This window comes from Microbulbifer aggregans (assembly GCF_020524005.1).
Taxonomy (GTDB): Bacteria; Pseudomonadota; Gammaproteobacteria; order Pseudomonadales; family Cellvibrionaceae; genus Microbulbifer; species Microbulbifer aggregans_A.
In genome coordinates this window covers 1-25,091 of sequence record NZ_JAIVKK010000006.1, presented here as the reverse complement: position 1 = coordinate 25,091, position 25,091 = coordinate 1, and the positions used below count along the sequence as shown (strand labels likewise).

22 protein-coding genes are annotated in these 25,091 nt (G+C 59.2%); 12 read left to right on the top strand and 10 right to left on the bottom strand.

What is annotated here, in order from left to right; all coding sequences use genetic code 11:
• Positions 1-47 precede the first annotated feature (47 nt).
• From LC093_RS12350 to LC093_RS12335, 4 genes are all read left to right on the top strand, one after another.
• Entirely contained in the window at positions 48-815 is a 768-nt protein-coding gene (locus LC093_RS12350; protein WP_226665104.1) for an N-acetylglucosaminyltransferase, read from the top strand.
• A gap of 187 nt (positions 816-1,002) precedes the next feature.
• Positions 1,003-1,464 (top strand): copper chaperone PCu(A)C, encoded by a 462-nt coding sequence (locus LC093_RS12345; protein WP_226665103.1) that lies wholly within the window; start codon positions 1,003-1,005, stop codon positions 1,462-1,464.
• 72 nt (positions 1,465-1,536) lie between these two features.
• Complete coding sequence (locus tag LC093_RS12340) at positions 1,537-2,118, top strand: YajG family lipoprotein (RefSeq protein ID WP_226665102.1); 582 nt, start codon at positions 1,537-1,539, stop codon at positions 2,116-2,118.
• A 151-nt stretch (positions 2,119-2,269) separates the two neighbouring features.
• Entirely contained in the window at positions 2,270-4,042 is a 1,773-nt protein-coding gene (locus LC093_RS12335; protein WP_226665101.1) for a putative bifunctional diguanylate cyclase/phosphodiesterase, read from the top strand.
• Between the two features lie 55 nt (positions 4,043-4,097).
• Here LC093_RS12335 and LC093_RS12330 read toward each other — a convergent pair whose 3' ends face one another.
• Positions 4,098-5,102: an adenosine kinase gene (locus LC093_RS12330; RefSeq protein WP_226665100.1), complete on the bottom strand. Its 1,005-nt coding sequence runs from the start codon at positions 5,100-5,102 to the stop codon at positions 4,098-4,100.
• A 348-nt stretch (positions 5,103-5,450) separates the two neighbouring features.
• On the opposite strand from LC093_RS12330, the gene mrcB reads away from it, so the two are divergent.
• From mrcB to LC093_RS12315, 3 genes are all read left to right on the top strand, one after another.
• A complete protein-coding gene (gene mrcB, locus LC093_RS12325; protein ID WP_226665099.1) occupies positions 5,451-8,099 on the top strand; it encodes a penicillin-binding protein 1B in 2,649 nt (882 codons plus the stop codon).
• A 122-nt stretch (positions 8,100-8,221) separates the two neighbouring features.
• The gene (locus LC093_RS12320) at positions 8,222-8,824 is read left to right on the top strand and encodes a rhomboid family intramembrane serine protease (RefSeq protein ID WP_226665098.1); all 603 of its coding nucleotides are present in this window, start codon (positions 8,222-8,224) and stop codon (positions 8,822-8,824) included.
• A gap of 43 nt (positions 8,825-8,867) precedes the next feature.
• Positions 8,868-9,788: a DUF2167 domain-containing protein gene (locus tag LC093_RS12315; RefSeq protein ID WP_226665097.1), complete on the top strand. Its 921-nt coding sequence runs from the start codon at positions 8,868-8,870 to the stop codon at positions 9,786-9,788.
• Positions 9,789-9,851: 63 nt separating this feature from the next.
• Here LC093_RS12315 and hemB read toward each other — a convergent pair whose 3' ends face one another.
• From hemB to LC093_RS12280, 7 genes are all read right to left on the bottom strand, one after another.
• Positions 9,852-10,862 carry a porphobilinogen synthase gene (gene hemB / locus LC093_RS12310; protein ID WP_226665096.1) on the bottom strand — a complete coding sequence of 337 codons (1,011 nt, stop codon included), beginning with the start codon at positions 10,860-10,862 and terminating at the stop codon, positions 9,852-9,854.
• Positions 10,863-10,970: 108 nt separating this feature from the next.
• A complete protein-coding gene (locus LC093_RS12305) occupies positions 10,971-11,597 on the bottom strand; it encodes a GntR family transcriptional regulator (protein WP_226665095.1) in 627 nt (208 codons plus the stop codon).
• The gene (locus LC093_RS12300; protein ID WP_226665094.1) at positions 11,594-12,787 is read right to left on the bottom strand and encodes a benzoate/H(+) symporter BenE family transporter; all 1,194 of its coding nucleotides are present in this window, start codon (positions 12,785-12,787) and stop codon (positions 11,594-11,596) included. Before LC093_RS12300 ends, LC093_RS12305 begins: the two co-directional genes overlap by 4 nt.
• 150 nt (positions 12,788-12,937) lie before the next feature.
• Positions 12,938-14,221, bottom strand: coding sequence for a glutamate-1-semialdehyde 2,1-aminomutase (hemL, locus tag LC093_RS12295; RefSeq protein ID WP_226665093.1), 1,284 nt, complete (start codon positions 14,219-14,221; stop codon positions 12,938-12,940).
• Between the two features lie 123 nt (positions 14,222-14,344).
• Positions 14,345-15,136, bottom strand: a complete 792-nt coding sequence (gene thiD / locus LC093_RS12290) for a bifunctional hydroxymethylpyrimidine kinase/phosphomethylpyrimidine kinase (RefSeq protein ID WP_226665092.1) — start codon at positions 15,134-15,136, stop codon at positions 14,345-14,347.
• A 102-nt stretch (positions 15,137-15,238) separates the two neighbouring features.
• The gene (gene hemJ, locus LC093_RS12285; RefSeq protein WP_226665091.1) at positions 15,239-15,673 is read right to left on the bottom strand and encodes a protoporphyrinogen oxidase HemJ; all 435 of its coding nucleotides are present in this window, start codon (positions 15,671-15,673) and stop codon (positions 15,239-15,241) included.
• Positions 15,674-15,693: 20 nt separating this feature from the next.
• The gene (locus LC093_RS12280; RefSeq protein WP_226665090.1) at positions 15,694-17,517 is read right to left on the bottom strand and encodes a chloride channel protein; all 1,824 of its coding nucleotides are present in this window, start codon (positions 17,515-17,517) and stop codon (positions 15,694-15,696) included.
• A gap of 177 nt (positions 17,518-17,694) precedes the next feature.
• Between LC093_RS12280 and argC the strand changes: the two genes are divergently transcribed.
• The 4 genes from argC (at position 17,695) to erpA (ending at position 20,538) form a co-directional block, all read left to right on the top strand.
• Positions 17,695-18,732, top strand: a complete 1,038-nt coding sequence (gene argC, locus LC093_RS12275; protein ID WP_226665567.1) for an N-acetyl-gamma-glutamyl-phosphate reductase — start codon at positions 17,695-17,697, stop codon at positions 18,730-18,732.
• A gap of 44 nt (positions 18,733-18,776) precedes the next feature.
• Positions 18,777-19,520, top strand: a complete 744-nt coding sequence (locus LC093_RS12270) for a DUF6776 family protein (RefSeq protein WP_226665089.1) — start codon at positions 18,777-18,779, stop codon at positions 19,518-19,520.
• A 76-nt stretch (positions 19,521-19,596) separates the two neighbouring features.
• Positions 19,597-20,007 (top strand): bactofilin family protein, encoded by a 411-nt coding sequence (locus LC093_RS12265; protein ID WP_226665088.1) that lies wholly within the window; start codon positions 19,597-19,599, stop codon positions 20,005-20,007.
• 177 nt (positions 20,008-20,184) lie between these two features.
• Positions 20,185-20,538: an iron-sulfur cluster insertion protein ErpA gene (erpA, locus tag LC093_RS12260; RefSeq protein ID WP_226665087.1), complete on the top strand. Its 354-nt coding sequence runs from the start codon at positions 20,185-20,187 to the stop codon at positions 20,536-20,538.
• Positions 20,539-20,655: 117 nt separating this feature from the next.
• Here the strand turns inward: erpA and LC093_RS12255 are convergent, their stop codons facing one another.
• Both LC093_RS12255 and LC093_RS12250 read right to left on the bottom strand, forming a co-directional pair.
• On the bottom strand, positions 20,656-21,777 hold the full coding sequence (locus LC093_RS12255) for an anhydro-N-acetylmuramic acid kinase (RefSeq protein ID WP_226665086.1): 1,122 nt from the start codon (positions 21,775-21,777) through the stop codon (positions 20,656-20,658).
• The gene (locus LC093_RS12250) at positions 21,778-23,148 is read right to left on the bottom strand and encodes a peptidoglycan DD-metalloendopeptidase family protein (protein WP_226665085.1); all 1,371 of its coding nucleotides are present in this window, start codon (positions 23,146-23,148) and stop codon (positions 21,778-21,780) included.
• Positions 23,149-23,472: 324 nt separating this feature from the next.
• Between LC093_RS12250 and tyrS the strand changes: the two genes are divergently transcribed.
• A complete protein-coding gene (gene tyrS, locus LC093_RS12245; RefSeq protein ID WP_226665084.1) occupies positions 23,473-24,780 on the top strand; it encodes a tyrosine--tRNA ligase in 1,308 nt (435 codons plus the stop codon).
• The last annotated feature ends 311 nt before the right edge of the window (positions 24,781-25,091 follow it).

Sequence of the window (25,091 nt, the reverse complement as noted above, 5' to 3'; positions counted from 1 at the left end):
ACGGTGGCAATGGGACAAAAAAACAGCACAGAGGGCAGGCAATCATTGTGAGCGGACAACAGATTCAGGTGGTGGGGCGGTGTCATTTTCGTCCGGTATTACTATCGGTGGCTGCGATGATTGGTCTTAGCGTACTGTTTTCAGGTTGCGCATCTGCTCCGCCCCCAGCACCCGCGCCAAAGGCCATTCCGTTGCCAGTAGAACCAAAGGGACCAACGGAGGAAGAAATCCGTCAGCGGGCGGTCGAGCATTTTCTGCGGCGTGCAGAAGCGGCACAGCGGGAGGGCTTTTACACCATGCCCGCCGGTGCGAGCGCTTACGATTTTTATCTGAACGTTCAGCAACTGGACCCCGGCAATCAGAAAGCCGCGGCCGGTATTCAAATCATTGTAATGGAGCTCGTCGCGCGGGCGCGTGACGCCCTGCGTCAACGGGCTTTCGGGCAGGTCAGCAGCCTGTTGAACCGGGCCGATGAAATCGCGCCGAATAACCCGCTTTCCGCCGAGGTTCGCACGCAATTGCAGCGGGAGCAGCGTCGGGCAGCGGCAGATGTCGCACTGGATGGACCCGGAGCGCAGGCGGTCCCGCTGCCACCGGCAGAGCTTACGAGTAAATCGCCGCTGGTAGTGCAATTGCTCAGGGCGACGGCAGAGCGTATCCGAACACATGAGATGCGAGTGGTTATTGTGGCTCGCAATGACGCGGAAGGGCGCTGGATCTACAGCCAGCTGCGCGAGGCGGTTCCCGGCTACCGGGTGCGGGGAGATATCAAGCTGGGCAACCCGCCACGACTTTTGTTACAGAAAAACCAGTAAGTGCCAGTTTTGCGCGGAAGCGGCTGGTATACCCGGTCTATATGCAGGTATGCGGTTATATAGATATACAGGGACATATAAAGAAGCCCGTCGAACAATAATCATGCCGTGAGAGGGAGAGTTTGCAGTGCGCCAGTTGACCAGATTTGCCGCCTTTTCGCGGTTTTGCCGCCGTAGCCCAGGTGCTATGTTCGGCGTTGTATTGTTCATGGTCGTGTTTTCCGTTGACACGGCCATGGCGGGTGAGGCCACCGATGTGACGGTGGCGGGCTTTGCCCGAGAAACACCACCGGGTGCTCCGATGGGGGTGGCCTACCTCAGAATCCATAATGGCGGAGCGCGCGAACGCCGCCTGCTGAGGGTCGAGCTACCTCGCCACCCGGATGCCAGCGCCCAATTGCACAGTACTGTGCGGGAGGGTGGAGTAAGCCGCATGCGGCCGCTTTCTGAAATTGAGTTGCCAATGGGGCAGTCCCTTGAAATGCAACCGGGGGCTACCCATCTGATGTTGCGAGGGGTGCGCCTTGCCGCAGGGGAAAATTTGCCTTTGCGGCTGATTTTTGCTGATGGCGGCGCACTGGAAGTGGAAATACCGGTGCGCGCCGAGGCTCCCTCAGAGCATCGCGGGCACGGTCATCATCACGGTTGAACATTTTTCGCAAATTGCTTTCTCAGGGGCGCAAGTATTGTGCTTTTGATATCAAAATAACGGAGTAAAGTTATGAGAAAAGTCGGTGTATTTTTTGCTGCGGCGCTTGCCGCCTGTTTGCTGGCAGCCTGTGCCCACAGCCCGGTGCAGATTATGGTACAGCCACAGGTGAGCGTGCCGGCAGATACGATTGGGTCCGGCTATACCGTGTATGCCCGAGGGGTGAACCAGTTGGAGGGGGGTGGCCTGGGGTCATTGGGTGGCGTATACGCCGATGCCTCCAATGTGACCCTGGCCAACGATATTGAACAAGCGCTGGCGGTGGCATTGAATCAGGGCTTTGGTTCCTGGGCATTCCGTCCCGTTGATGCCGGGGGCGATGTACAAGTTGTCGCTAACTTGACCCAGCTCAGTTATGACAGCCCGAATAAGTTGTATACCACCAAAGTAAACAGTGGCGCCGCGATACAGCTGCAGGTTACTGTGCGCGGAGCCACTTTTTTTGGTAATTACGCCACCAGCGGGAAAGACCGCAACCTGATCAAACCAAGTCGGGAAGAGGTGGAAACCAGTGTTAACCAATTGCTGAGTGCGACCTTGCAGCGCGCGTTCGAGGATGAAAAGCTGAAAGCCTTCCTGCGCCAGCACCTGTAATGACTCGGCGGGGCGTGCGTGTGACTGGGGTCACAGATGTGGTCAGCTATTCGGGGGATTGTCCCCTGAAGGCCAGGATGCCGTTATTATCAGGGACTTAAAGCGCTGGCCCGATTGTGGCGGCGGTTTGTAGAGAATTATTGGATTTGCATTGACCGAGTTCACCCAGAAAAAAGCCGACCTTCACGGCCTGCTCGTGCAGGCTGACGGTACGTTGCTCCCAGATGCTCAGCTCAGCCTTTCTGCCGCGGAAATGGCACTGGCTGAGGTGGCCGATGGTGTGGTGATTACCGATCGCGCCGGCCGGATTCGCTACAGTAACCCGGTTGTCAGCGAGCTGTGTGGCCATGTGGTGGGACTGCTTCCCGGGCAATTACTCGCCGATTGTCTGGTGTTGCTGGATGATGGCGGCCAACCGCTCACCCTGGAATTCGCGGAAGGGGAGGGTGCGGCAGACGTCGTGCCAAGCCGACGCGAAGTTCGTGCCAAAATCCACCGTGGGGAAGGGGATGAGCTGGAAGTCAGTGTGCAGATCAACGCGGTCTGCGAGGGCGCCAGGGTGGAGGGATTTGTGGTGGTGCTCCGGCATACCACGGATGCCCGCCGTATCTCCTCGCGCCTCAGCTGGCAGAACACGCACGACTCCCTGACCCACCTCCCCAATCGACAGTCCTTTGAATATGCCCTGCAGGGGGTACTCAATTCAGAGGCCGACTCCAAACAGCACCATATCCTCCTCTACCTGGATGTCTATCAGTTCAAAGTGGTGAATGATTCGCTCGGATACAGCGCCGGCGATGCTCTGCTGATTGCACTGGCCAAGATTCTTACCCGCTGCCTTGGCAAAGGGGATTTACTGGGGCGTGTGGGCAGCGATGAGTTTGCGCTGCTGCTACGTGACTGCACGCTGGAGGAGGCGCGACGTATTGTGACCCGTCTGCGCGAGGCGGTGAACGGGTTTGTATTCCAGTGGGAAGACAGTGAAACCCGCCCGGCCCTCTCGATAGGTGCCGTTAGTGTGGACTATCAGGCGCCACCGGCGAGCCAGTTGCTGGCTTCGGCCAACGATGCCTGCAGTGCGGCGCGCGACCAGGGACGCAACCGGGTGAAGTTTTTCAGCGATTCCCGCAAAGCTCTGGCAAAGCGCCGCGAAAGCTCCTGGCTGGCAGAAATTCACGCGGCCATCCGTGAAGACCGCCTGCTGCTGTATCGCCAGCCAGTGGTCGCGCTGCAGGATAAAAACCGTGTGCATCATTACGAAGTTCTGGTACGGATGCAGGGCCGCGATGGTGAGGTGATTTCACCAGGGCTGTTCCTGCCGGCTGCCGAACGCTATGGAATGATCGATGAGGTCGATCGCTGGGTAATCCGTAATATCTTCCGCTACATGGCACTCGAGCAGAGTAGCGGCGCGGGCGGTTTCCACTATGCCATCAATATTTCCGGCATCAGCCTTGGCGATGAGTTGTTCGCGGATTTCGTGCTGCGCGAGTTGACCGACGCCGGCGTAGCGCCGTCGCGGGTACAGTTTGAGATTACCGAGACCAGTGCGATCAACAATCTGGATCGGGCGCTGGTATTTATCCACAAGCTACGTGCTGCGGGATGCAGTTTTGCCCTCGACGATTTTGGTCGCGGCGCGTCATCTCTGGCTTACCTGCGCCAGCTGCCGGTGGACTATCTGAAGATTGATGGATCTTTCGTGCGTAATATGCTGGAAGATGAAATTGACAGCGCCATGGTGAGTACCGTGGATCACCTCGCCAAGCGTATGGGTATCAGCACCATTGCAGAGTTTGCCGAAACCCCCGAGCTTTTGGAGAAGCTGCGTGTCATGGGGGTGGATTACGCTCAGGGCTTCGGTATAGCCGCTGCCGCCTGCCTACCGGAAATCAGCGGCCCGCGTTCGACGCCAACCGGCTGATTCCACACTCCCCCATTAGCTCGTTATCGAGTGGGTGCGCTTGGCGCGCCGCGCCTCAGGCGCTGGCGGTTTGCGCCAGCAGCGCGCTGTGCTGTTCCGGGCGCAGGCGGGGACCATATTGGCTCACTACCTGGGCGGCGGCGGCACAGGCCAGCTCCCCCGCCTCCTGGTATCCCAGGTTACGGTTGATTCCATACAGGAAAGCGCCGGCAAACATATCGCCTGCACCGTTGGTGTCTACCGCTTTAACGCTGGGCGCAGCCACTCGATATTCCTGTTCCCCATCCCACAGCAGAGCGCCTTCTGCGCCGAGCGTGATCGCAAAAGCGCGGCAGTATTGACGCAGTGCCTGAGCGGCTTCCGCGAGCTCTTCGGTGCCACAGAAGCGCAGTGCTTCATCGCGATTGCAGAACAGCAGGTCAACGCCGCCGCCGAGCATTTCTTTGAGACCGTCGTGGAACAGTTGCACCATCATGGGGTCCGAGAGGCTCAGGGCAGTTTTTACGCCTTTTTGCTCAGCCTGCTGTCGCAGCTCAATAGCTGCCGCGCGACCGGTGGGTGAGGATACCAGGTAGCCTTCAATGTACGCCCAGCGCGACCTGGCCAGGGCTTCCTCGTCCAGCTCGGCTACAGACAGCTCGGCGCTGATACCGAGGAAGGTGTTCATGCTGCGTTCGGCATCCGGGGTGATCAATACCAGGCATTTACCGGTGATGCCGGCATCCGCACGGTGCAGGGCCTTGGGGTAGCTGACCCCGGCCGCGGCGAGGTTGTCGCGGTAGAAAACCCCGTTATCATCGGCCGCCACTTTGCAGGAGTAAAAGGTGTCCAGGCCGAAGTAACTGGCCGCGATAACAGTATTGGCGCCGGAGCCGCCACAGGCGTGACTGGCGGTTACCAGGTGATCTTTGAGATCGTTTACCAGCTGGTGCTGGCGGCTGTCGTCCACCAGAGTCATGACTCCTTTGTCGACGCCGAGGGACTGCAGGTCGTTGTCGCTGACTTCGATTTCCGTGTCGAGCAGGGCGGCGCCGATGCCGTAGAGGTCGTACTGGTGCATAGTGTTTCCGTTACTGTTCGCAAAACTGATCGGTCGCGAAGGGAGCGTTTTCCTGGCGACTGCTTATACTGCGCCGCATTATGGCCGCGACAGGGGCAAGTGCAAGTGTATAGCAGGCCCCCACAGGCGCGTGGTGCGGGCGCGGCACTGGTTTGACTTGCGCGCTGGTGACCTTATAAAAGCCGGTTATAACAGCCGCTAAATCGGCTAAACCTGCCTGTAAATCTTTCTATAGTGAACTGACGAGCTGAAATTTGGATTCTTATGGCATCTAACAAACGCCGTACACATAACCGGTCCAGGACCAGAAAATCACGGCCCGGGCGTCTGGGACGCTGGATCAGGCGCTTGAGTCTGCTGGCACTTCTGGGTGTACTGGTACTGGCCGGCTATATGGTGTGGCTGGATGTGCAGCTGCGCGAGCGACTGGATAGCCGCCAGTATCAACTGCCGGCTCGAGTGTTCGCGCGCCCGCTGATCCTGCGCGAGGGGATGGTGATGCGTCCGGACGAGCTGGAAGCGGAGTTTGAAGCGCTGAACTACAAGAAAATGCCGACAGTCGATGAGCCGGGACAATGGCAGCGCGATGGCATGGAGTACCTGGTATGGCGGCGGGACTTTATTCACGCCGACGGCCGTGAAGACAAGGCAAAAGTGCGCTTCCGATTGCGCAATGATGAAATCACGCGCCTGCGTGATGAGTCCGACGCCGCCCTCAAAGAATTCCGTCTTGATGCTGCACCCATAGGCACCCTGCTGGGGGGCGGTGACGACCGCACACCGGTGCGGATCGAGGAAATCCCCCCGCTGCTGGGTGCGACCCTGATCGCGGTGGAAGACCAGGATTTCGTACATCACTTCGGTGTATCCCCGCGGGGTATTGCCCGCGCGATGGTGGCCAACTTCAAGGCACGCGGAGTGGTACAGGGTGGATCGACGATTACCCAGCAATTGGTGAAGAACATCTTCTTTGACCACAAGCCGAGCCTGTGGCGCAAGTTCAATGAAGCACTGATGGCGATCCTGATGGAGGTGCACTACGACAAGTCGTACATCCTGCAGGAATACATCAACGAAGTGTGGCTCGGGCAACAGGGCAGCCGGGCTATTTACGGTTTTGGTCTGGCTTCCGAATTCTACTTCCAGAAGCCGCTGAGTCAGTTGGAACCACACCAGATTGCATTGCTGGTGGGGCTGGCCAAAGGCGCCTCTTATTACAATCCGTGGCGCAACCCGGAACGCGCGCTTGAGCGGCGCAATACCGTGCTCGATGTGATGCTGGAGCAAAAACTCATCACCCAGGAGCAGCACGACCGCCTGCGTAAAAAACCGCTTGAGGTCGCCTCCGCCGGTGGCGCTGCGCAGAACCCTTACCCGGCGTTTACCGAGCGCCTGCTGGAAGAATTACGCCCTTACTATTCCGTGGAAGAGCTGCGTACCGCCGGTTTGCGCGTCTATACCTCTCTCGCCCCTTCGGTACAGGCGCTGGCGGAAAAATCGATCAGCGAAGGCGCCGAGCAGTTGGAGAAAAACCGCGGTATCCAGGCTGACTCACTGCAGGCGGCGACGGTCATCATGGAAAACCACAGCGGCAATGTACTGGCCATGGTTGGTGACCGGCGCCCACATTACCCAGGGTTCAACCGTGCATTGGAAGCGCGCCGGCAGATCGGCTCACTGATCAAGCCGGCGGTCTATCTCACCGCGCTGGAGCGGGCCCATGAATACAACCTGGCGACCCTGATCGACGATGCGCCGATTCGGGAAGTGACTGAGGATGGTCAGGTGTGGATGCCGGCCAACTTCAACAACCGCAGTCACGGTCTCGTGCCCCTGTATGTGGCGCTGTCACGTTCCTATAACCAGGCCACAGCGCGGCTGGGATTGGATCTGGGGATCGAGAGCGTGCGCCAGACCATTCGTCGCCTCGGCGTGCAGGCCAATCTCCCCCGGGTGCCATCGCTGTTTCTGGGTGCGGTGGAAATGACCCCGTTTGAAGTGGCGGGCATGTACCAGACAATGGCCAATGGCGGCGAGCATGTGGAGCCCCGTACTCTGCTGGCAGTATCCAATGCGGACGGTGAACAGGTGCAGCGCTTCCGTCGCAAGGCCAGTCGCGGTGTGGATGAGGTACCTGTGTACCTGTTGCGCTATGGCCTGGAGCAGGTGATGCGCGAGGGTACCGGCAAGAGCGCGCTGCGCCGCCTGCCCAACAGTGTGGCTTTCGCTGGTAAGACCGGTACCACCAACAATTATCGCGACAGCTGGTTTGCCGGGTTTTCCCCCGGATTGACAGCGGTGGTATGGATTGGTCGCGATGACAACGAACGCACCAGTCTCACCGGGGCCACCGGCGCCTTGAGCATCTGGACGGAAATGATGCGCAAGTTGCCCCATCGCCACGGCCGGATCAAGGCTCCGCGGGGCGTGGAATGGAAGCCGGTCAATGACCAGGGGCAGTACATGGATCCGCGCTATTGTGAGGGCGGCCGGGAAATCCCGGTGTCGGATGAAAGCCGCCTGGAAACGGCGCCCGGTTGTCAGGGGCGTGGACGTAGCTGGTTCCGCAACTGGTTTGGCGATGACAAGAAGGAAGAGGCTGTGCCGCGGGAGGAAATGACCCCGGGCTGGGGTATAGATCCGGAACAGCAGCGCCGCGAACAACAGCAGCGTCGCGAGCGGGAATTGCGTGAGCAGTTGCAGCGAGAGCAACAGGACACCCCTGATGGCTACCCGCAGCCGATCCCGCAGGAGCCCGACTTCTACCCGGAAGAAATCCAGCCCCCGCCGCAGAGCGAAGAAGAGCGCCTGCGTCGCCTGGACGAAGCGGGGCGGATTCAGGAGGAGCGCTATCTCGAAGAGGAGCGTCGCGCGCGTGAAGAGCGGCGCATCCTCGAGGAGCGGCTGCGGCGTGAGCAGGAGCTGCGTCGCGGCGGTGGTGCCCCGGTAGAAGAGGCCGAGCCATGGCCTCCGGAACAGGAAGATCAGTGGCCGTGAGCCGGTAGGCCATGAACGGCCCTGTTCGACACGTGTACTCCGCTGTAATGGCATTAGGCTAAACGGCGTCGCCCAAACCGGTGTAGCATGGATATTCAATCCACTGCGGGCGGCGCCTCCAATTGACTGGCTTTCAATTTCCTTCACTTGATGCCACCAGCATCCTGCTGGCGGTGACCATCGGCGTAAGCCTGATTGCGCTGTTTATCTCCCCGCGTCTGCTCGAGCAATGTGCCTTCCGGCCGTACCTGGTGTGGCGGGGGCAAAACCGGGATTCGATCTACCTGGCGGGTTTTGTGCACGCGAATTTACTGCACCTTGCGGTAAATATGTGGTGCTTGTGGTTGTTCGGGCGCGTACTCGAACAGCGTATCGGTGGCACGCTGTTTGTGCTGCTCTACGCTCTGGCTCTGGTGACGAGCCATGTGCCAACCCTGTTCAAGGAGCGGGATAACCCGAATTACGCCAGCGTTGGCGCCTCCGGTGCCATTTCGGCGCTGGTGTTTGCGTATATCGTTTACTTCCCCACCTCCGAGCTCTACCTGCTGTTCCTGCCAATCCCGATACCGGCATGGCTATTCGGACTGTTGTACCTGGCGTACAGTGTTTATGCGAGCCGTGGGAAAAATAGCCGTATCAATCACGATGCCCACTTCTGGGGAGCGGTGACCGGTCTGGTATTTGTGCTGTTTACCGATCCGGGAGCCTGGACCCGCTTGCTCTGATTCGAAGGGATGTAACAACAATAAGGAAACCTTGGGGGAACTGATGAACATGACAAAACTCGTGGCCCTGGCTGGTCTGTTACTGGCCTTATCACCACTCACGAGCGTCGCACAGGCGCTGGTCGAAGAGGACACTCCGCAGCTGACTGAGGAGCAGCAGCAGTACATGACCTGGGCCCAGGACACCTGGAATGCCATCGAGCGGCGCACCGGAACTATTGCCCTCGGTGATGGCATTGCCAGCCTTGAAGTACCGGAGGCGTTTTACTACCTGAATCCGCAGGACGCGAAAATTGTCCTGGAGCAAATCTGGGGCAACCCGGAAACGGATGAGCTGACGCTGGGTATGCTCTTTCCCGCCGATAGCACGCCCTTCGACGACAACTCCTGGGGCGTTACCATCGAGTACAGTGAGGAGGGTTATATCCGCGATGATGATGCCGCTGAAATTGATTACGGTGATTTGCTGCAGGAAATGAAGGTGTCCACTCGCGAAGAGAGCGAGCACCGGGTGCAGAATGGATACGAGTCCATCAGCCTGGTGGGCTGGGCGGAAGCCCCGTATTACGATGCGGAGCAGAAGAAACTGTACTGGGCCAAGGAGCTGGAATTCGGGGATACCCAAACCAATGTGCTCAACTACAACATTCGCGTGCTGGGGCGCAAAGGCGTGCTGGTACTGAATTTTATCGCCGGCATGCCCGAGCTTGAGGACATCAAGCAAAACCGCGAAGCGGTACTGGCAATGACCAGTTTCAATCCCGGCTACCGCTACGAGGAGTTCGACCCGGAGATCGACAAAGTGGCAGCCTACGGCCTGGGAGCGCTGGTTACCGGTAAAGTTCTGGCAAAAACCGGCGCGCTGGCGGCGCTGTTGGTGTTGCTGAAAAAATTCTGGATCCTGATTCCGCTGGCGTTTGGCGGCCTGCTGCGTTTGTTCCGCCGCGGCAGCAGCAAGGAATGAACGTTTAGGACAAATAAAAAAGGGGGCGCAGTTGCGCCCCCTTTGTTTAGCAATTGCTATAAATCAGCGCTGTAGCAGGCGTGCGGCCTCTTCGGCAAAGTACGTCAGTACACCATCCGCGCCGGCGCGCTTGAATGCGAGCAGGGATTCCAGGATCACCGCTTCACGATTCAGCCAGCCGTTTTCAAATGCCGCGCAGTGCATCGCGTACTCACCACTGACCTGATAAGCGAAGGTCGGTACTTTCAGCTCGTCTTTCACCCGTCGCACCACATCGAGATAAGGCATGCCGGGTTTGACCATAATCATGTCCGCACCTTCCTGCAGGTCTAGCGCGCACTCGTGCAGTGCCTCGTCGCCGTTGGCGGGATCCATCTGGTAGCTCTCTTTGCTACCGCCTTTCAGGTTGCCGGCGGAGCCCACCGCATCGCGGAAAGGCCCATAGTAGGCGGATGCATATTTGGCGGCGTAGGACATGATCTGGGTGTTCGCGTAGCCCTCGCGCTCCAGGGCCGCGCGGATTGCGCCAATACGCCCGTCCATCATGTCAGACGGTGCCACCACGTCGGCGCCCGCCGCGGCGTGGGACAGTGCCTGTTGGACCAGGACTTCCACGGTATCGTCATTGACGATGTAGCCGCTGTCGTTCATCAGGCCATCCTGGCCATGGCTGGTGAATGGGTCCAGGGCCACATCGGTGATCACGCCCAGTTCCGGCGCCGCGTCTTTCAGTGCGCGCACTGCGCGCTGCGCGAGGCCGTCGGCGGCAAAGGCGGCGCGGGCGTCGTCGGATTTGTGCGCCGGATCCACGACCGGGAACAGGGCGACGGCGGGGATTCCCAGGGCGACCAGGTCCTTGGCCTTGGCTGCCAGCAGGTCTACGGTGAGGCGCTCGACACCGGGCATGGAGGCTACTTTCTGGGTTTCGCCCCTACCTTCGATCACGAACAGCGGCAGAATCAGGTCGTCGCTGGTGAGATGGTTTTCCCGCACCAGGCGGCGGGAGAAGTCGTTGGCGCGCAGGCGGCGCAGTCGGGTCTGGGGGTAAGCGCCGCGGAGTAGGCTGCTGCTCATAGGAAATCGCTCCGGGAGGAAGGTCGGATCTGCTGCGCCGTCGGCGGCGCAGCCTGGATGGCGGCCATCATATCAAAATGGAACAGGATGGAGCCAAGGTGAAAGCGGTCACTCCGGACGCCCGTTCAGATAATCGACCAGCGCGCGCCCTGCTGCCGAGATATGTTGCTCGAGTACCCGGCTGGCGCCTTCCACGTCGCCCTGCTGTAATGCCTCCAGGATGGCATAGTGTTCGCGCTGGCTGGTGTGCTGGTAGTCGAGGCTGCGGGACTGGTAGCCGATGTAGCGCTCACATTGTTCGTGCAGTTGCTCGACTGCGGCAAACAGGGTCGGCCGCTCGGCAGCATGGTACAGGCAGGCGTGAAACTCCCGGTTGAGTGCGCCGATTTCCGCGGCGGAAAGCCCCGGCGTTTGCTCCATGCGGTCAAGAATATCCCGTGCCCGCCCCAGTATTTCTCCGTTCAGCCGCTCTGCGGCGAACTTCAGTAACAGGGGCTCCAGACGCATACGCATCAGGTAGAGATCTTCCACTTCCCGGGCATCAAACTGCGGGACCGCAACGCCCCGTTTACCGTGTGGGATTAGCCAGCCTTCACTTTTCAATCGTTGCAGGGCATCGCGTACCGGTATCCGGCTCACGCTGTAGAGCTCCGCGAGTTCCGTCTGCTTTAGCGTGCTGCCGGGGGCAAAGCGACCCTGCTGCAAGTCGTGCTTGATCCGCTGGTACACACTCACTTGCTGTCTCCCACCGGGTGGCGGGCACTGTTAAACAGCCAGTGGCTGAGCATGCCACCTACGAGCCCCCAGAATGCCGCGCCGATCCCGAAAAACTCTGCACCAGAGGCGGTGACGAGAAAGGTGATCAGCGCGGCTTCCCGGCTGTCCGGGTCGCGGGTTGCGCCGTCGAGACTGGCGCCGATGGTGCCAATCAGTGCCAGCCCGGCCACGCTGGCCACCAGCGCTTCGGGGAAAGCTCTGAACAACGCCACCACGCTGGCGCCGAACAGTCCCACCAATAGATAAAACACGCCGGCAGCAATACCAGCGGTATAGCGCCGCGTTGGATCCGGATGCGATTCAGACCCTGTGCAGATGGCTGCGGTAATAGCGGCCAGGTTGAAGGCATAGCCACCGAAAGGCGCCAGCACCAGTGCGGTGAAGCCGGTGCCTGTAATGACGGGGGAAACCGGCACCCGTGTATAGCCACTCGCGCGGAGGGTGGCGACGCCCGGAATATTCTGTGAGGTCATGGTGACGATAAACAGGGGCAGACCGACCCCGAGCAGGACAGTGGTATTGAATTCTGGAGTGACCCACACCGGTCGGCTCAGTGCCCAGTGCATTTGCTCGATGTGTACCTGCCCCAGCAACCCGCTGACAGTGGCGCCGCTGATGAGTACCAGGATGATTGCGTAACGGGGTATCCAGCGCCGTCCGACGAGGTACACCAGCAGCATGGCGCCCACCAGCAGCGGACTCGCCTGCAGCGAAGTGAAGACGGACAGGCCGAACTGCACCAGGATGCCCGCGAGCATCGCGCTGGCAATCGGCGTTGGCACTTTCCCCATTACCCGTCCGAAGGCGCCGGAAAGCCCCAGCGCGATGGTCAGCACTGCGGCGAACAGGAATGCACCGACGGCTTCGGCCAGGCTCACGCCGGACAGACTGGTTACCAGCAGCGCCGCACCGGGGGTGGACCAGGCAGTTATGACGGGCGCGCGGTAATACCAGGAGAACAGGATACAGGTGAGGCCCATGCCCAGCCCGAGGGCGGCGATCCAGGACACCATGTCGGCGTCAGTCGCGCCGGCGGCACGGGCGGCGGCAAAGACAATGGCTACCGAGCTGGCAATGCCTACCAGCACGGCGACGAAGCCGGCACTGATCGTGGAAAGGCTGAAATCGCCCCAGAGTGAGCGTCGCACAATGTATACCTTTTGAAAAATGTATACATTTTATAGGCGGGATATTTGGTTGATGCAACCGGAATTACGGGCGGGTTGCCGAAGCAAAAGAGCCCGCACATTTGTGCGGGCTCTTTGAGGCTCGGGAAAGGTCGAGTCCTGAAGGTGTGATTATGCCAGTGAGGCAAACACCTTGCGCGCGGCCGCAATAGTTGCGTCGATATCTTCATCAGTGTGTGCGGCAGACATAAAGCCGGCTTCGTAAGAGGCGGGCGCCAGGTACACGCCTTCTTCCAGCATGCCGTGGAAGAAGCGGTTGAAGCGCTCGTTGTTGCACGCCATTACCTGTTGGTAATTGGTCACCTGCTCGGCGTCGGTAAAGAAGAAACCGAACATGCTGCCGACCTTGTTGGCCGTCAGTGGGATGCCGGCTTCCTTGGCTGCGGCCAGCACGCCCTCAACCAGGCGGTTGGTCTTCGCGGTCAACTCGTCGTATAGACCCGGTTGCTGGATCAGTTGCAGGGTTTCCAGGCCGGCGACCATCGCCATCGGGTTGCCGGACAGGGTGCCGGCCTGGTAGATCGGGCCGAGCGGTGCAATCTGCTCCATGATTTCCCGTTTGCCGCCGAAGGCGCCGACTGGCATACCGCCGCCGATGACCTTGCCGAGGGTGGTGATGTCTGCCTCGATACCGTAGTAACCCTGGGCGCCGGTGAGGCTTACCCGGAAGCCGGTCATCACTTCGTCGAGAATCAGCAGGGCGCCGTGCTGGGTACAGACTTCGCGCAGGGTTTCCAGAAAACCGGGTACTGGCGGAATGCAGTTCATATTGCCGGCCACTGGCTCGACGATGATGCAGGCAATCTGGTCGCCGATTTCGTCAAAGCACTTCCGCACACCCTCGGCATCGTTGTAGGTGAGGGTGATGGTGTGGTCCGCCAGCGAGGCGGGTACGCCCGGGGAGGATGGCACGCCCATAGTCAGGGCGCCGGAACCGGCTTTTACCAGCAGGGAGTCGGAGTGGCCGTGGTAGCAGCCCTCGAACTTCACGATCTTGTCGCGACCGGTGTAACCGCGGGCCAGGCGAATGGCACTCATGGTGGCCTCGGTGCCGGAATTCACAAACCGTACCAGCTCCATGTTCGGCCAGACGCGGCAGAGCTCTTCCGCCAGCTCGGTTTCCAGCTCAGTGGGCGCGCCGAAGCTGAGGCCGGATTGGGCCTGTTCCACAACCGCGTCGATTACGTCGGGGTGGGCGTGCCCCAGAACCATAGGACCCCAGGACTGGACATAATCGATGTAGCGTTTTTCATCTGCATCATACAGATACGCGCCCTCGGCGCGCTCAATAAATACGGGGGTACCGCCAACCGCGCGGAACGCGCGTACCGGAGAGTTAACGCCACCGGGAATGACTCGCTGGGCTTCGGCAAAGAGAGTTTCGGACTTGCTCATAGAAATTCGGAAACCGGATTGGATGAATTGGGGGTGAGGAAGGGTAAAAAACTGCGCGTATTATCTTCGCCTGCGGCGGTGCTCGCAAACTGCGTTGAGAATGACAGCCGGGGCTGGATCTGATCAGTCTTTCTTGGCCCAGAAAAAGCGGTTGGGCACCGGGCGTCCCATGCCCAGGCGGCGGCTGTCGGCAATGGCGCTCCAGGTGAACTGCTGGCTGCGGTTGACCGCTTCCAGGATCGTAAGTCCGTGGGCAATATGGCAGGCAATGGCGGTGGTCAGGGTGCCGCAGACACCGTAGGACGCAGGTGGTAGCCGTTTCCACTGAAACTGGCGCATCAGCCCGCGGGCGTCGTACAGGCGGTTTTCCAGTTCACAACTGGTGACCGGCACGCCGGTGAGAAGCAGGTAGCGGCAGCCGGTTTCCAGCAGTTCCTGGGCCTGGGCATCGTGCACATCCGCTTCACCGGCCATGGCCCGGGCCTCGCGGCGATTGGGCGCGACCAGTGTTGCCAGCGGCAGCAGCATATTGCACATGGAGGTCCACAACGGCGGTGCCAGCAGGCTCTCCTTGTCGGCAAGGGTAGCGTCAGGGTCGATGATCAGGGGGATATCAGGGTAGTCCCGCAACACGCTGTGCAGGGCGTGGACGTTTTCCACCGAGCCGAGGTAACCGATCTTGATGGCGGCGACCGGCATATCTTCGAGCACGGCCCGTGCCTGCTCGACCAGCAGGTTGCCGTCGACTGGAGCAACACCGGTCAGCTCGCGGGTATCCCCCACTGTGATTGCGGTAACGACGGACGCGCAGTGGCAACCGAGGCTGGTGGCAGTCTCGGTATCTGCCGTGATCCCTGCACTGCCGCTGGGGTCGTGATGGGTGATGGTCAGAACGATGGGTTGGCGTGTATCCATAGGCGTGTCTGGAAAGGGCGCGTCTCCCGGTTATCGATCGTTTAATTCTAGCCGTGAATCGCGGGGCAGCCGGTGGTATCCGGCGCCCCTGTGGTTGCGGGCTCAGAAAGGTTTGACCACCGCGAGAATAACAATCGCAATCAGCGCAAGTACCGGCAGCTCATTGAACACGCGGAAAAAGCGCCCGCTTTTGGTGATGGTGCCCTTGGCGAACTTTTTCACGTAGGCGCCGCAGATATGGTGGTAGCCGATCAGCAGTACCACGAGGGCCAGCTTCGCATGCAGCCAGCCCGCGGTTTTAAAGTAGTCCGGATTGTAGGAAGCGCCGATGTGAATCAGCCACAGGCCGAACACAATGGTGGCGACCATGGAGGGTATGGCAATGCCGCGGTACAGGCGCCGCTCCATAATGCAGAAGCGATCCTTGCTGAGCGCGTCGGTGGCGTCCACGTGATAGACAAACAGGCGCGGCAGATAAAACAGGGCTGCGAACCAGCAGACCATGGAAATAATGTGGAAAGCTTTGACCCAGAGCATACGACGTCCTTATTTAGGAGTTATTGTCGATAATAACGTTCTATGTGTTGAGGCAGGATGATACCCGCCACATCGCTGTCCAGTACACCCGGGTTGCCCTGGTCGTAGTCGCGGCCGATATACAGCGCACCGGCCCCGGAGCTTTCCAGCAGCTGCTGGGCCTCCAGCAGGGTCGCGCGCCAGCTGAGTGGAACCAGTTCCAGCCGCTCTCCGGGAAGGCGCAATAGATCGATTTTTTCCGCCTCCCCTTGTTTCCTGTCTTTCTTGCGTGCCTGTCTTTCGCCGTCTTCAGTATCCCCGTCCTCTCGCGGGCGTTGCAGGAAGCTGGCGAGGTCCGCCGTGCGCAACATCTGCGGTTTTTCATCCCCGCCCACCAGTAGCCACGTCGGTTGCTGTTCGATCAGCCGCTCGGCCTGGGCTTCGTCGAGCTTTTGTGGCGCCACCGCGATCGCTTTTTCCATGACACTGGCGACACCGACCCGGCTCAGCATCTGGGCGCGCCAACTTGGCGTGCCGCTTTTACCCAGTGCGCGCAGGGATTCCTGGTAAATGCCCTCGGTGGAAAATATCTGGCGGCTGGCAAGGGTCGCTACAACGATGGTCATCATCGCCGGAAAGAGTACGTTGGGGTTGTAGGTCAGCTCAAGAATGGTCAGCAGTGCGGCCAGAGGCGCGTTCAATAGCGCGCCCATCATCGCCGCCATACCGACCATGGCGTAAAGGCCGGGGCTGACACTACTGATACCGAGCCAGTGATTGGCGATGTGCCCTGCGCCACCACCGATACAGGCGCCGAGAATCAGGCCGGGGCCGATCACCCCGCCGGGAATTCCGAGTCCGGTGGCAACGGCGGTAGCGAGCAGTTTGGCGATCACGATACTGGTGAGCGCGGTCAACCCCAGTTGCCCGAGCATGGCCAGTTCCAGGGTGTCGTAGCCGGCACCCATGATCTCGGGCACGTAGATGGCCAGGCCGCCGGTCACCAGGCCGACGATGCCAAAACGTAGCAGGGGTGAGTGCTTCTGTTGCAGGGGGGCGAGACGGCGCTGGCTGACGATAAATACCGAAGCCAGTGCGCCGATCATTAGCGCGCAAACAAACAGGATGGGCAGTTCAGCCAGTGATTCCATCTGAATGGCTGGCACACTGAATGCCGCCTGGTGGCCGAAGGCAAGGCGCGTCGCAGCGCTTCCACTGACCGCGGCGATAATCACTGGCAGGAAGCCGGCAACCGTGTACTCCATCATCACCACTTCCATGGCAAAGATCACCCCGGCCAGCGGCGTGTTGAAGGAGGCCGCAATGGCTGCCGCAACCCCGCAGCCGAGCATGGTGCGACCGGAGTTGTGGGGCAGGCGCAGACGCTGGGTAATCCAGCTCCCGCTGGCGGCACCCAGGTGGACGGCGGGACCTTCGCGGCCGATGGACTGGCCGCTCAGTAGCGCCAGGCTGGCTCCGAAAAACTGCAGGATCGCATTTTTGATGGGCATCCTGGCCTGGTGGTTGTGCAACCGGTCGAGCACGTGGACAACGCCAGTTGGGCGACCGGAGGGGGCAATCCATTGAAACAGGAGGCCGAGCAGCAGGGCGCCACCAAGGGGCAGTGCAAATCGCCACTCGGGCGTCAGGGATTCAAAATCCTCCAGGCGCGGCAGGTAGAGGATGGCCGGGCCTTCACTGAGCTGGCGGAACAGAATGACGACTATCCCGGCACAGATACCAATGAGCAGTGCCAGGAACACGAGCAGCGGCAAGGCCTGCTGTGCGGAAAGCTGCAGTTGCAAGCGATCGAAGTAACGACCCTGGTTCCGTTTGCCCAGATTTGGTTTAAAAGGATTCCGCAAAATGGCTCGGAATCGGGGGGAGCGAGGCACACTAAGTCCTTGTTATCTGGTGGCTTGTGGTAGAGTGCTCGGTTCAGTATACAGGGCTCACCCGCCGGATTGGCATGGGCGAGTCCGGATGGCCGCAGGGGCCGATAAATCGCGGAATGGAATGGATAGCGAGGAGTAAGCGTGAGTGTGATCAAGGCAGCAATTGTAGGTGGAACCGGATATACCGGGGTCGAGTTGTTGCGCCTGTTTGCCGGGCATTCGAACGTGGAGGTCACCGCGATTACCTCACGAGCGGAGGCGGGAACTGGCGTCTCGGAACTCTTCCCCAGCCTGCGCGGTCACTATGACCTCAAGTTCAGTGTGCCGGACGTGGCACAGTTGGCAGAGTGCGATGTGGTGTTTTTCGCTACGCCCCACGGAGTAGCACAGGCGCAGGTGCCGGAACTGATTGGTCGCGGTGTGCGTGTCATTGACCTCTCTGCGGATTTTCGCATCAAGGATATCCCCACCTGGGAAAAATGGTATGCACAGGAGCACGCCTGCCCGGAGCTCGCCCGGGAGGCGGTGTACGGTCTGCCAGAGGTTAACCGTGAGCAGATTGCCGGTGCACAGTTACTGGCCTGTCCGGGTTGCTACCCTACGGCAATTCAGTTGGGATTTATCCCGCTTCTGGAAGCTGGCGTAATCGATCCCGCGAGCCTGATTGCCAACGCCGCCAGTGGCGCCAGTGGCGCCGGTCGCCAGGGCAAAACCGATCTGCTATTTGCCGAGAACAATGACAGCTTCCGCGCCTATGCCGCGGGCGGGCACCGTCACTTGCCGGAAATTGAGCAGGGATTGGGCCTGGTAAATGGCGGTGATGTGCAGATGACCTTTGTGCCACATCTGTTGCCGATGGTTCGCGGTATTCACGCGACCCTGTATTCGACGCTGAAAAGCGATGTCAGCCAGGAGGCTTTGCAGCAGCTGTTTGAACAGCGCTACGCGAATGAGCCATTTGTGGATGTTATGCCGGCGGGCAGTCACCCGCAGACCCGCAGCGTCCGTGGTACCAACATGTGCCGGATTGCAGTATTACGCCCTCAAAACCGCGATACCGTAGTGGTCCTGTCGGTCATTGATAACCTGGCTAAGGGCGCTTCGGCGCAGGCCGTACAGAACATGAATATCATGTTCGGCTTAAATGAGAACCAAGGGCTAGAGAGCCCAGCCTTGCTGCCTTAAAATCGGGCAGGTTCAGAAAAACAAAATAGACGACAGCAGAGTCCATGGCACGCAAAGTTAAAGGCAGTAAACAGTATCGGATGAAGGTGGTCCCGCACCGCCCCTTTCAGGGGGTGTTCTCGGTGCTGGGAGTGAGCCTGCTGGTGCTCTCGACAACAGCGGGTGCCTATTTCGCGGGGCAATACCAGCTCCGCAAGGGTTTGGACCAGAAAACCCGCCAGCACGAACAGGCGGAAAAGCAGTTGCAGGCGTTGCAGGATGAGATCGAGACCCTGCGTGTCCGGGCTGCTTCTGCCGAGCAATCGGTCACGATCAGCGAGCAGGCCAGTGAGTCCGTCCGTGCGGAATTGATCGCGAAAGACAACAAAATTGCCGAGTTGAACAAGGAAATTTCCTTCTACCGCGGCATTATGGCGCCGAACGAAGGCAGTGACGGTGTATCAATCGGCCGCTTCAGTATTTCCGAGGCCGGGACGCCCGGCCGATACCAGTACAAGTTGCTGGTGCAGCAGTCTGCGGCTCGTCACCAGGTGGTGACCGGCGCGGTGCGCTTCACCATTTTTGGTCAGCTGAATGGAGCGGAGCAGCGCTACGCGCTTTCCGATCTTTCCTCTCAGGTGGAAAGTGTGTCCATTCCGTTGCGGTTCAAATATTTCCAGAACATTGAGGGTGAGTTGCAGTTGCCGGAAGGGTTTGAACCCGAAGGTGTGGAGCTGTCTCTCAAGTCCAGCAAGAGCAAAGGGTTCAGCATCGACCAGCGTTACGGCTGGCTGGTGCAGAAGACCTGAGGGTTTCGGGACTGCGTAGGCCCCACTCAATTCAAGAGGTTTCGGTTGAATTATGTTGAAGAAAAAAGAGAAAACTATGGCTAACACCGGTGGCAACAATACGACTCTGATCGCTCGTCATACTGAAGTAACTGGCGACCTGCATTTCCGCGGTAACCTGGTTGTCGAAGGTCGGGTCAATGGTAACGTCAGCGCCCACAGTGACAGCGATGCGCGTCTGCAGATCGTTGACGGCGGTGTTATCGAGGGTGAAATTCGTGTGCCGAATGTGGTGGTTAACGGCAATGTCAAAGGCGACGTACACGCCAGTGGGCACCTCGAGCTGGCATCCAAAGCCATGGTTGAAGGCAACGTTCACTACAAGCTGATTGAGATGGTCAAGGGCGCGCAGGTGAACGGTTCCCTGGTATCCAATGTCGAAGTCGATACCACCAGCGAACCCCGTATGCTCGGCTTTTCAGAAGAAACCGCTGCCGACGCCGAGTAATCCTGCCTGATGTGGGCTGGTGCCGCAGGCTAAACCGGGCAATACTTGACCTGTTTGCTGGGTTTTACCCATAATGCGCGCATTCGCCCGCTTTCCGGCCCGTGCCGGCTGATAAAGTACGGAGTTTACTTTGCTGGTTTTCAAGGGGCGGAATCATGATAGGTATCGAGAGTCATTATGTCAGAAGCTGTTTCCTTTTCTCCCGACCCGCTTCAGGTTACTGAAAAGGCCGTTGCCAAGGTGAAGGGACTGCTGGAAGAGGAAGGCAACCCGGATCTGAAACTGCGTGTTTTCGTAACCGGTGGCGGCTGCTCCGGTTTCCAGTACGGTTTTACCTTTGACGAGCTGGTCGCTGAGGATGATGCGATCATCGAAAAAGAGGGGATCCAGGTTCTCGTCGACGCCATGAGTTACCCGTACCTGGTGGGTGCAAGTGTCGACTATGAAGAAGGGCTGTCTGGTTCCCGCTTTGTGGTGCAGAATCCTAACGCCTCCTCCACCTGTGGGTGTGGTTCGTCCTTCTCTATCTGAAGTCCCCGGTCTGATGTCCCGTCAGGCCGTATCCATTTCTTCCCTGTTGTAGATACTTTGCTGTGTTAGGCCGAGCGGCTTGGCCGTGGGCGAAGCTTGTCTGCCGGTGCAGCGGTTTCAGGCGGGGTAGATGGCCCCGAGGATTGTAGACTTTTCCGCACCAGTGACAGCAGGACAGTTCCCGGGCAAGCCCAGCAGGGTCTGGCGGGCCAGCCAGGCGAATCCGGCACCCTCCACCCAGTCCGCATCCAGACCATACTGATCCGTTGGCGCTACCGACCAGGTAGGTAACCGCCGCTGTAGCCGCGCCATCAGATCTTTGTTACGCGCGCCGCCACCACACACAAGCAGCTCGCCGCCGGCGGAGAACTCATGTATCCCATTGGCGATACTGGCTGCGGTGACCTCAGCCAGGGTTGCCTGTACGTCGGCGGGTGCGACCTCCAGACCGGCGGAGGCCCGCTCCAGCCAGCTTGGATTGAAGGCTTCCCGCCCGGTGCTCTTTGGGGGAGGGGTAGCGAAGAATTGGTCGGAGAGCAGGCGATTGAGCAGTTCCGGGTGAGCGCTCCCACTGGCGGCCCAGAGACCGTCGGCATCATAGGCCTTGCCCAGGTGGAGCTTTACCCAGTAGTCCAGCAGCGCATTGCCCGGGCCGGTGTCATATCCGCGAATCGCTCCGTCTGCGGCCAGCTCTGTGATGTTCGCCATGCCGCCAATATTGACTACCGCCCGATCCTGCTGGGTGCGGAAGATCGCGTTGTGAAAGGCGGGCATCAGCGGTGCGCCTTGCCCGCCCAGCGCCATATCGCGGCGGCGGAAATCCGCCACGGTAGTGATACCGGTCTGCGCCGCGATCGTGTTGGGGTCACCGATCTGCAGGGTAAATGGCATGGAAACAGAGCCGGGAGGGCGATGACGTACAGTCTGGCCATGGCTACCGATGGCCGTCACGTCACCGGGGGCAACGTTGGCTTCCTTGAGCACCGCCAGGGCTGCTTCTGCGAACTGAATGCCCAGTTGCCGGTCCAGCTGTCCACTGCGATCCAGCTCGGAAGGCCCGGGAGCGCAGAGAGCCAGGATGGCATCACGGGTTTCAGTATTAATGGGGTGGCCGATTGCGGCGACTGTGCGCAGGGCAGGCGAAGGTGCTGGAGACTCCAGGGAGGAGAACTCAACCAGCACCGCGTCGATACAATCGACGCTGGTGCCGGACATCAGGCCAATATAAAGCTCTGTCATTCAGTTTACGGTGTCGGCCTGCTCGGTGTTCTGCTGAGCCAGAGCGGGTTGCTCGAAGCGTTCCAGTTGCGCCATAACCGGCTGGGTCTGGGCGAGGAAGCGCTCCATCTCGGCAGAGGGGATGGATTTGGCTTTGGGCAGCTTGCGCACGATGGTGGCCGGGTTGCGATGATGTCCGTCCACCAGGAACTCATAGTGCAGGTGTGGCCCGGTTGCGTATCCGGTAGAGCCGACGGTACCGATGGCCTGGCGCTGTTTTACGCGTTGACCCCGGGATACCAGGCGCTTGTGCAAGTGCAGGTAGCGGGTGAGATAGCGTTCGCCATGCTGAACGAATACGTAGTTGCCGTTTGCCTTGCTATAGCCCGCCTTAACGACCTTGCCATCGCCGGCGGAGTAGACCGGTGTTCCACGAGGGGCCGCATAGTCCGTACCGTTGTGCGGGCGTCGTGTCTTGAAAATCGGGTGCAAGCGACGTGGGTTGAAGTGGGAACTGATACGACCGATATCCACAGGTGTACGAATAAACGCCTTGCGCATACTTCTGCCGTCCGGCGTGTAGAAGTTGGTATCGCCATTGGTGTCGGTATAGCGAACCGCGCTGAAGGTTTTTCCCTGGTTGGTGAATGTCACCGCCTGAATCGGGCCATTACCGATTTTCTCACCGTCGAGAAATTCTTCGTGGAAAATAACACTGAATTTGTCGCCCTTGCGTATATCCAGTGCAAAGTCGATATCGGAGCCGAAGATATCGGCCATTTCCATAATCAGGTTGTTACTGAGGCCGGCTTTGCTGCCGTCGACGAACAGGGAGTTCTCGATTTCTGCCTGGCGGAAAGCTGAATAGCTGTCCGGCTCCCGCTGATGGAGCGCATATTTGTATTCGTCGGAATTTTCCCGGCTGAACTCAACCTTGCTGAGGCGGTCCCGGTGCAACTCCAGGCTCTGAAGGTTGCCGTCGCTGTCCACCTGGAAGGTCAGCTCTTCGCCCGGAGCCAGTTTTGCCAGTTGCTTGGCTTCTTTACCGCTGCCCAGCAGCTGGTACATGTCGGCGCTGCTGACACCGGCGCGCTGGAATATGTCGGAGAGCGTATCGCCGTTGCGCACCTTCTCTTCAATAGTGCGCATGCCGCTGTCGATTGCTGCTTCCTGGGAGGCGCTTTCGACCGCTGCCACGGGCTCTGCGAGGGCGGTTTCGGGCAGGCTCAGTGATACCTGCAGGCTTGTGCGCTTCGCTTCCACCTCTGGTGGCGATATGAAGAGTGTCAGCGCCAGCGCAAAGCTGGCGGCGCCAGCCGCCAGAGCGTGAGTGCGCGGAAAGTGCCTGCCCAGGGCGCCCAGCAGGCGCGGGTTGTTGCGTTGTTCTTGCATGGTCTTAACAGGTAGTGCTGACAGAAACGGAAAAAGTTACAGGGTTCAGGCAAAATGTGTGCCTAAAAAACGAACACCAAAGCGACTTTATAACAAAAATCCCGCCGTGGTTCACGAGGTAATTGACCTGTCTGTCCATGATTCGGTTCCTTGCTCGGTCGTGATTCCATGCTTTACTGGGCTTGGCCGGCCCGCGGGCGCAAGCACTGGTGTGTGCTTGTATTTACCGCTGGATTCGGTACATTTGCAGCCCGATTTTTTGCCGTTCGCCTCCGGGACGACCGGTTCCTTTAAGCACATCTGAATTTACCGCAAGGGGATACAATGGCCAGAGTGGATGCGACACTGCTGGAAGATCTCACGCGCCGCGGGCTGGTCAATCAGGCCACCGGTGACGGCGAACTGGAACAGCACCTGGCAGGTGAGAGTCGCACCCTCTATTGCGGCTTTGATCCCACTGCAGATTCCCTTCACATAGGCAGTCTAGTCCCGCTGCTGACCCTCAAGAGGTTTCAGGCGGCAGGACATAAACCAATTGCGCTAGTTGGCGGCGCAACCGGCCTGATTGGCGACCCTTCCTTCAAGGCGCAGGAGCGCTCACTCAATACACCGGATGTGGTGTCGAATTGGGTGGAGAAGATCAAACAGCAGGTCAGCGCCTTTGTCGACTTTGAGGCGAGCGAAAACGGCGCCGTCGTTGTCAACAACCTGGACTGGACCAAAGACCTGAATGTGCTCGACTTCCTGCGGGATGTGGGTAAGCACTTTTCCGTTAACAATATGGTCAACAAAGAGTCTGTAAAGCAGCGGATTGAACGCGAGGGTGAAGGTATCTCCTTTACCGAATTTGCGTACATCCTGCTGCAGTCCATGGACTTCTCTGAGCTGTACAAGCGCCACAACTGTACTTTGCAGATCGGTGGATCAGACCAGTGGGGCAATATTACCGGTGGTGTGGATCTCACCCGGCGCCAGCACCGCGGCAAGGTTTTCGGTCTCACGTTGCCTTTGGTCACCAAAGCGGATGGCACCAAGTTCGGTAAAACAGAAAGCGGCACCATCTGGCTGGACCCGGCGCGTACCTCGCCGTATGCCTTCTATCAGTTCTGGCTGAATACCGCTGATGCGGATGTATATAAGTTCCTGCGTTATTTCACCTTTATCAGTGTGGATGAGATCGAGCAGATTGAAGCCGCTGACCACGGGCGTGCGGGCAAGCCAGAGGGGCAGGCGATTCTGGCGCGGGAAGTTACCCGCCTGGTACATGGTGAGGAAGGTCTCGCTGCCGCTGAGCGAATTTCACAGGCTATGTTCTCTGGTGATATTGGCGAGCTTTCGGCCGAAGACCTGGAGCAGCTGCGTCTCGATGGGCTGCCAAGCTCTGAGTTGCCTTCCGATTTTGAAGGCCAGAGCCTGATCCAGCTTTTGGTGGATGCGGGTATGGCGCCGTCGGGTAAGCCGGTTAAGGACGCCCTTGGGCGCAATGCCGTTCTGGTAAATGGTGATGCTGTAGGTATGGAGAGCAATGGCGATCCCTCCGCGGTCTTTTCTGCGGAGCGAGCGCTGCACGGCCGTTTCTATATCGTTCGCCTGGGTAAGAAAAAGTATCACCTGTTCTATCGCGCAAATTGATCGTTGATGTGGGCGGATCGGCGCAAAAAATCTTTTTTACAGTTTTGTCATAAAAGTGCTTGCGCCGCCATAGTGGGGGCCGTATAGTTCGCGCCCTCGCTGCTGCAGAGACAGCGCGAGCGGCAAGAAAGGTTGTTGATTTTCAAAGGGTTTTCCCTGAAAAAGAAATTCAAAAAACAGCTTGTCAGGCGATAAGAGCTCGATATAATGCGCGCCCTTATCGAGATCGCCGAGAGGTGGTCGAGAGCTTCGGAACACCTTGATTTATAAGGGTTTCGGAGCAAAAAAAGTCTGCGAAAAGCGCTTGCTAA

Excerpts from the sequence above, each read along its gene's own strand:
- LC093_RS12340 (WP_226665102.1), top strand. The coding sequence starts at position 1,537 with ATGAGAAAAGTCGGTGTATTTTTTGCTGCGGCGCTTGCCGCCTGTTTG.
- LC093_RS12250 (WP_226665085.1), bottom strand. The coding sequence starts at position 23,148 with ATGCAAGAACAACGCAACAACCCGCGCCTGCTGGGCGCCCTGGGCAGG.
- LC093_RS12330 (WP_226665100.1), bottom strand. The coding sequence starts at position 5,102 with ATGCACCAGTACGACCTCTACGGCATCGGCGCCGCCCTGCTCGACACG.
- LC093_RS12345 (WP_226665103.1), top strand. The coding sequence starts at position 1,003 with ATGTTCGGCGTTGTATTGTTCATGGTCGTGTTTTCCGTTGACACGGCC.
- erpA (WP_226665087.1), top strand. The coding sequence starts at position 20,185 with ATGTCAGAAGCTGTTTCCTTTTCTCCCGACCCGCTTCAGGTTACTGAA.
- thiD (WP_226665092.1), bottom strand. The coding sequence starts at position 15,136 with ATGGATACACGCCAACCCATCGTTCTGACCATCACCCATCACGACCCC.
- tyrS (WP_226665084.1), top strand. The coding sequence starts at position 23,473 with ATGGCCAGAGTGGATGCGACACTGCTGGAAGATCTCACGCGCCGCGGG.
- LC093_RS12265 (WP_226665088.1), top strand. The coding sequence starts at position 19,597 with ATGGCTAACACCGGTGGCAACAATACGACTCTGATCGCTCGTCATACT.
- LC093_RS12315 (WP_226665097.1), top strand. The coding sequence starts at position 8,868 with ATGAACATGACAAAACTCGTGGCCCTGGCTGGTCTGTTACTGGCCTTA.
- LC093_RS12270 (WP_226665089.1), top strand. The coding sequence starts at position 18,777 with ATGGCACGCAAAGTTAAAGGCAGTAAACAGTATCGGATGAAGGTGGTC.
- hemL (WP_226665093.1), bottom strand. The coding sequence starts at position 14,221 with ATGAGCAAGTCCGAAACTCTCTTTGCCGAAGCCCAGCGAGTCATTCCC.
- hemJ (WP_226665091.1), bottom strand. The coding sequence starts at position 15,673 with ATGCTCTGGGTCAAAGCTTTCCACATTATTTCCATGGTCTGCTGGTTC.
- LC093_RS12255 (WP_226665086.1), bottom strand. The coding sequence starts at position 21,777 with ATGACAGAGCTTTATATTGGCCTGATGTCCGGCACCAGCGTCGATTGT.
- hemB (WP_226665096.1), bottom strand. The coding sequence starts at position 10,862 with ATGAGCAGCAGCCTACTCCGCGGCGCTTACCCCCAGACCCGACTGCGC.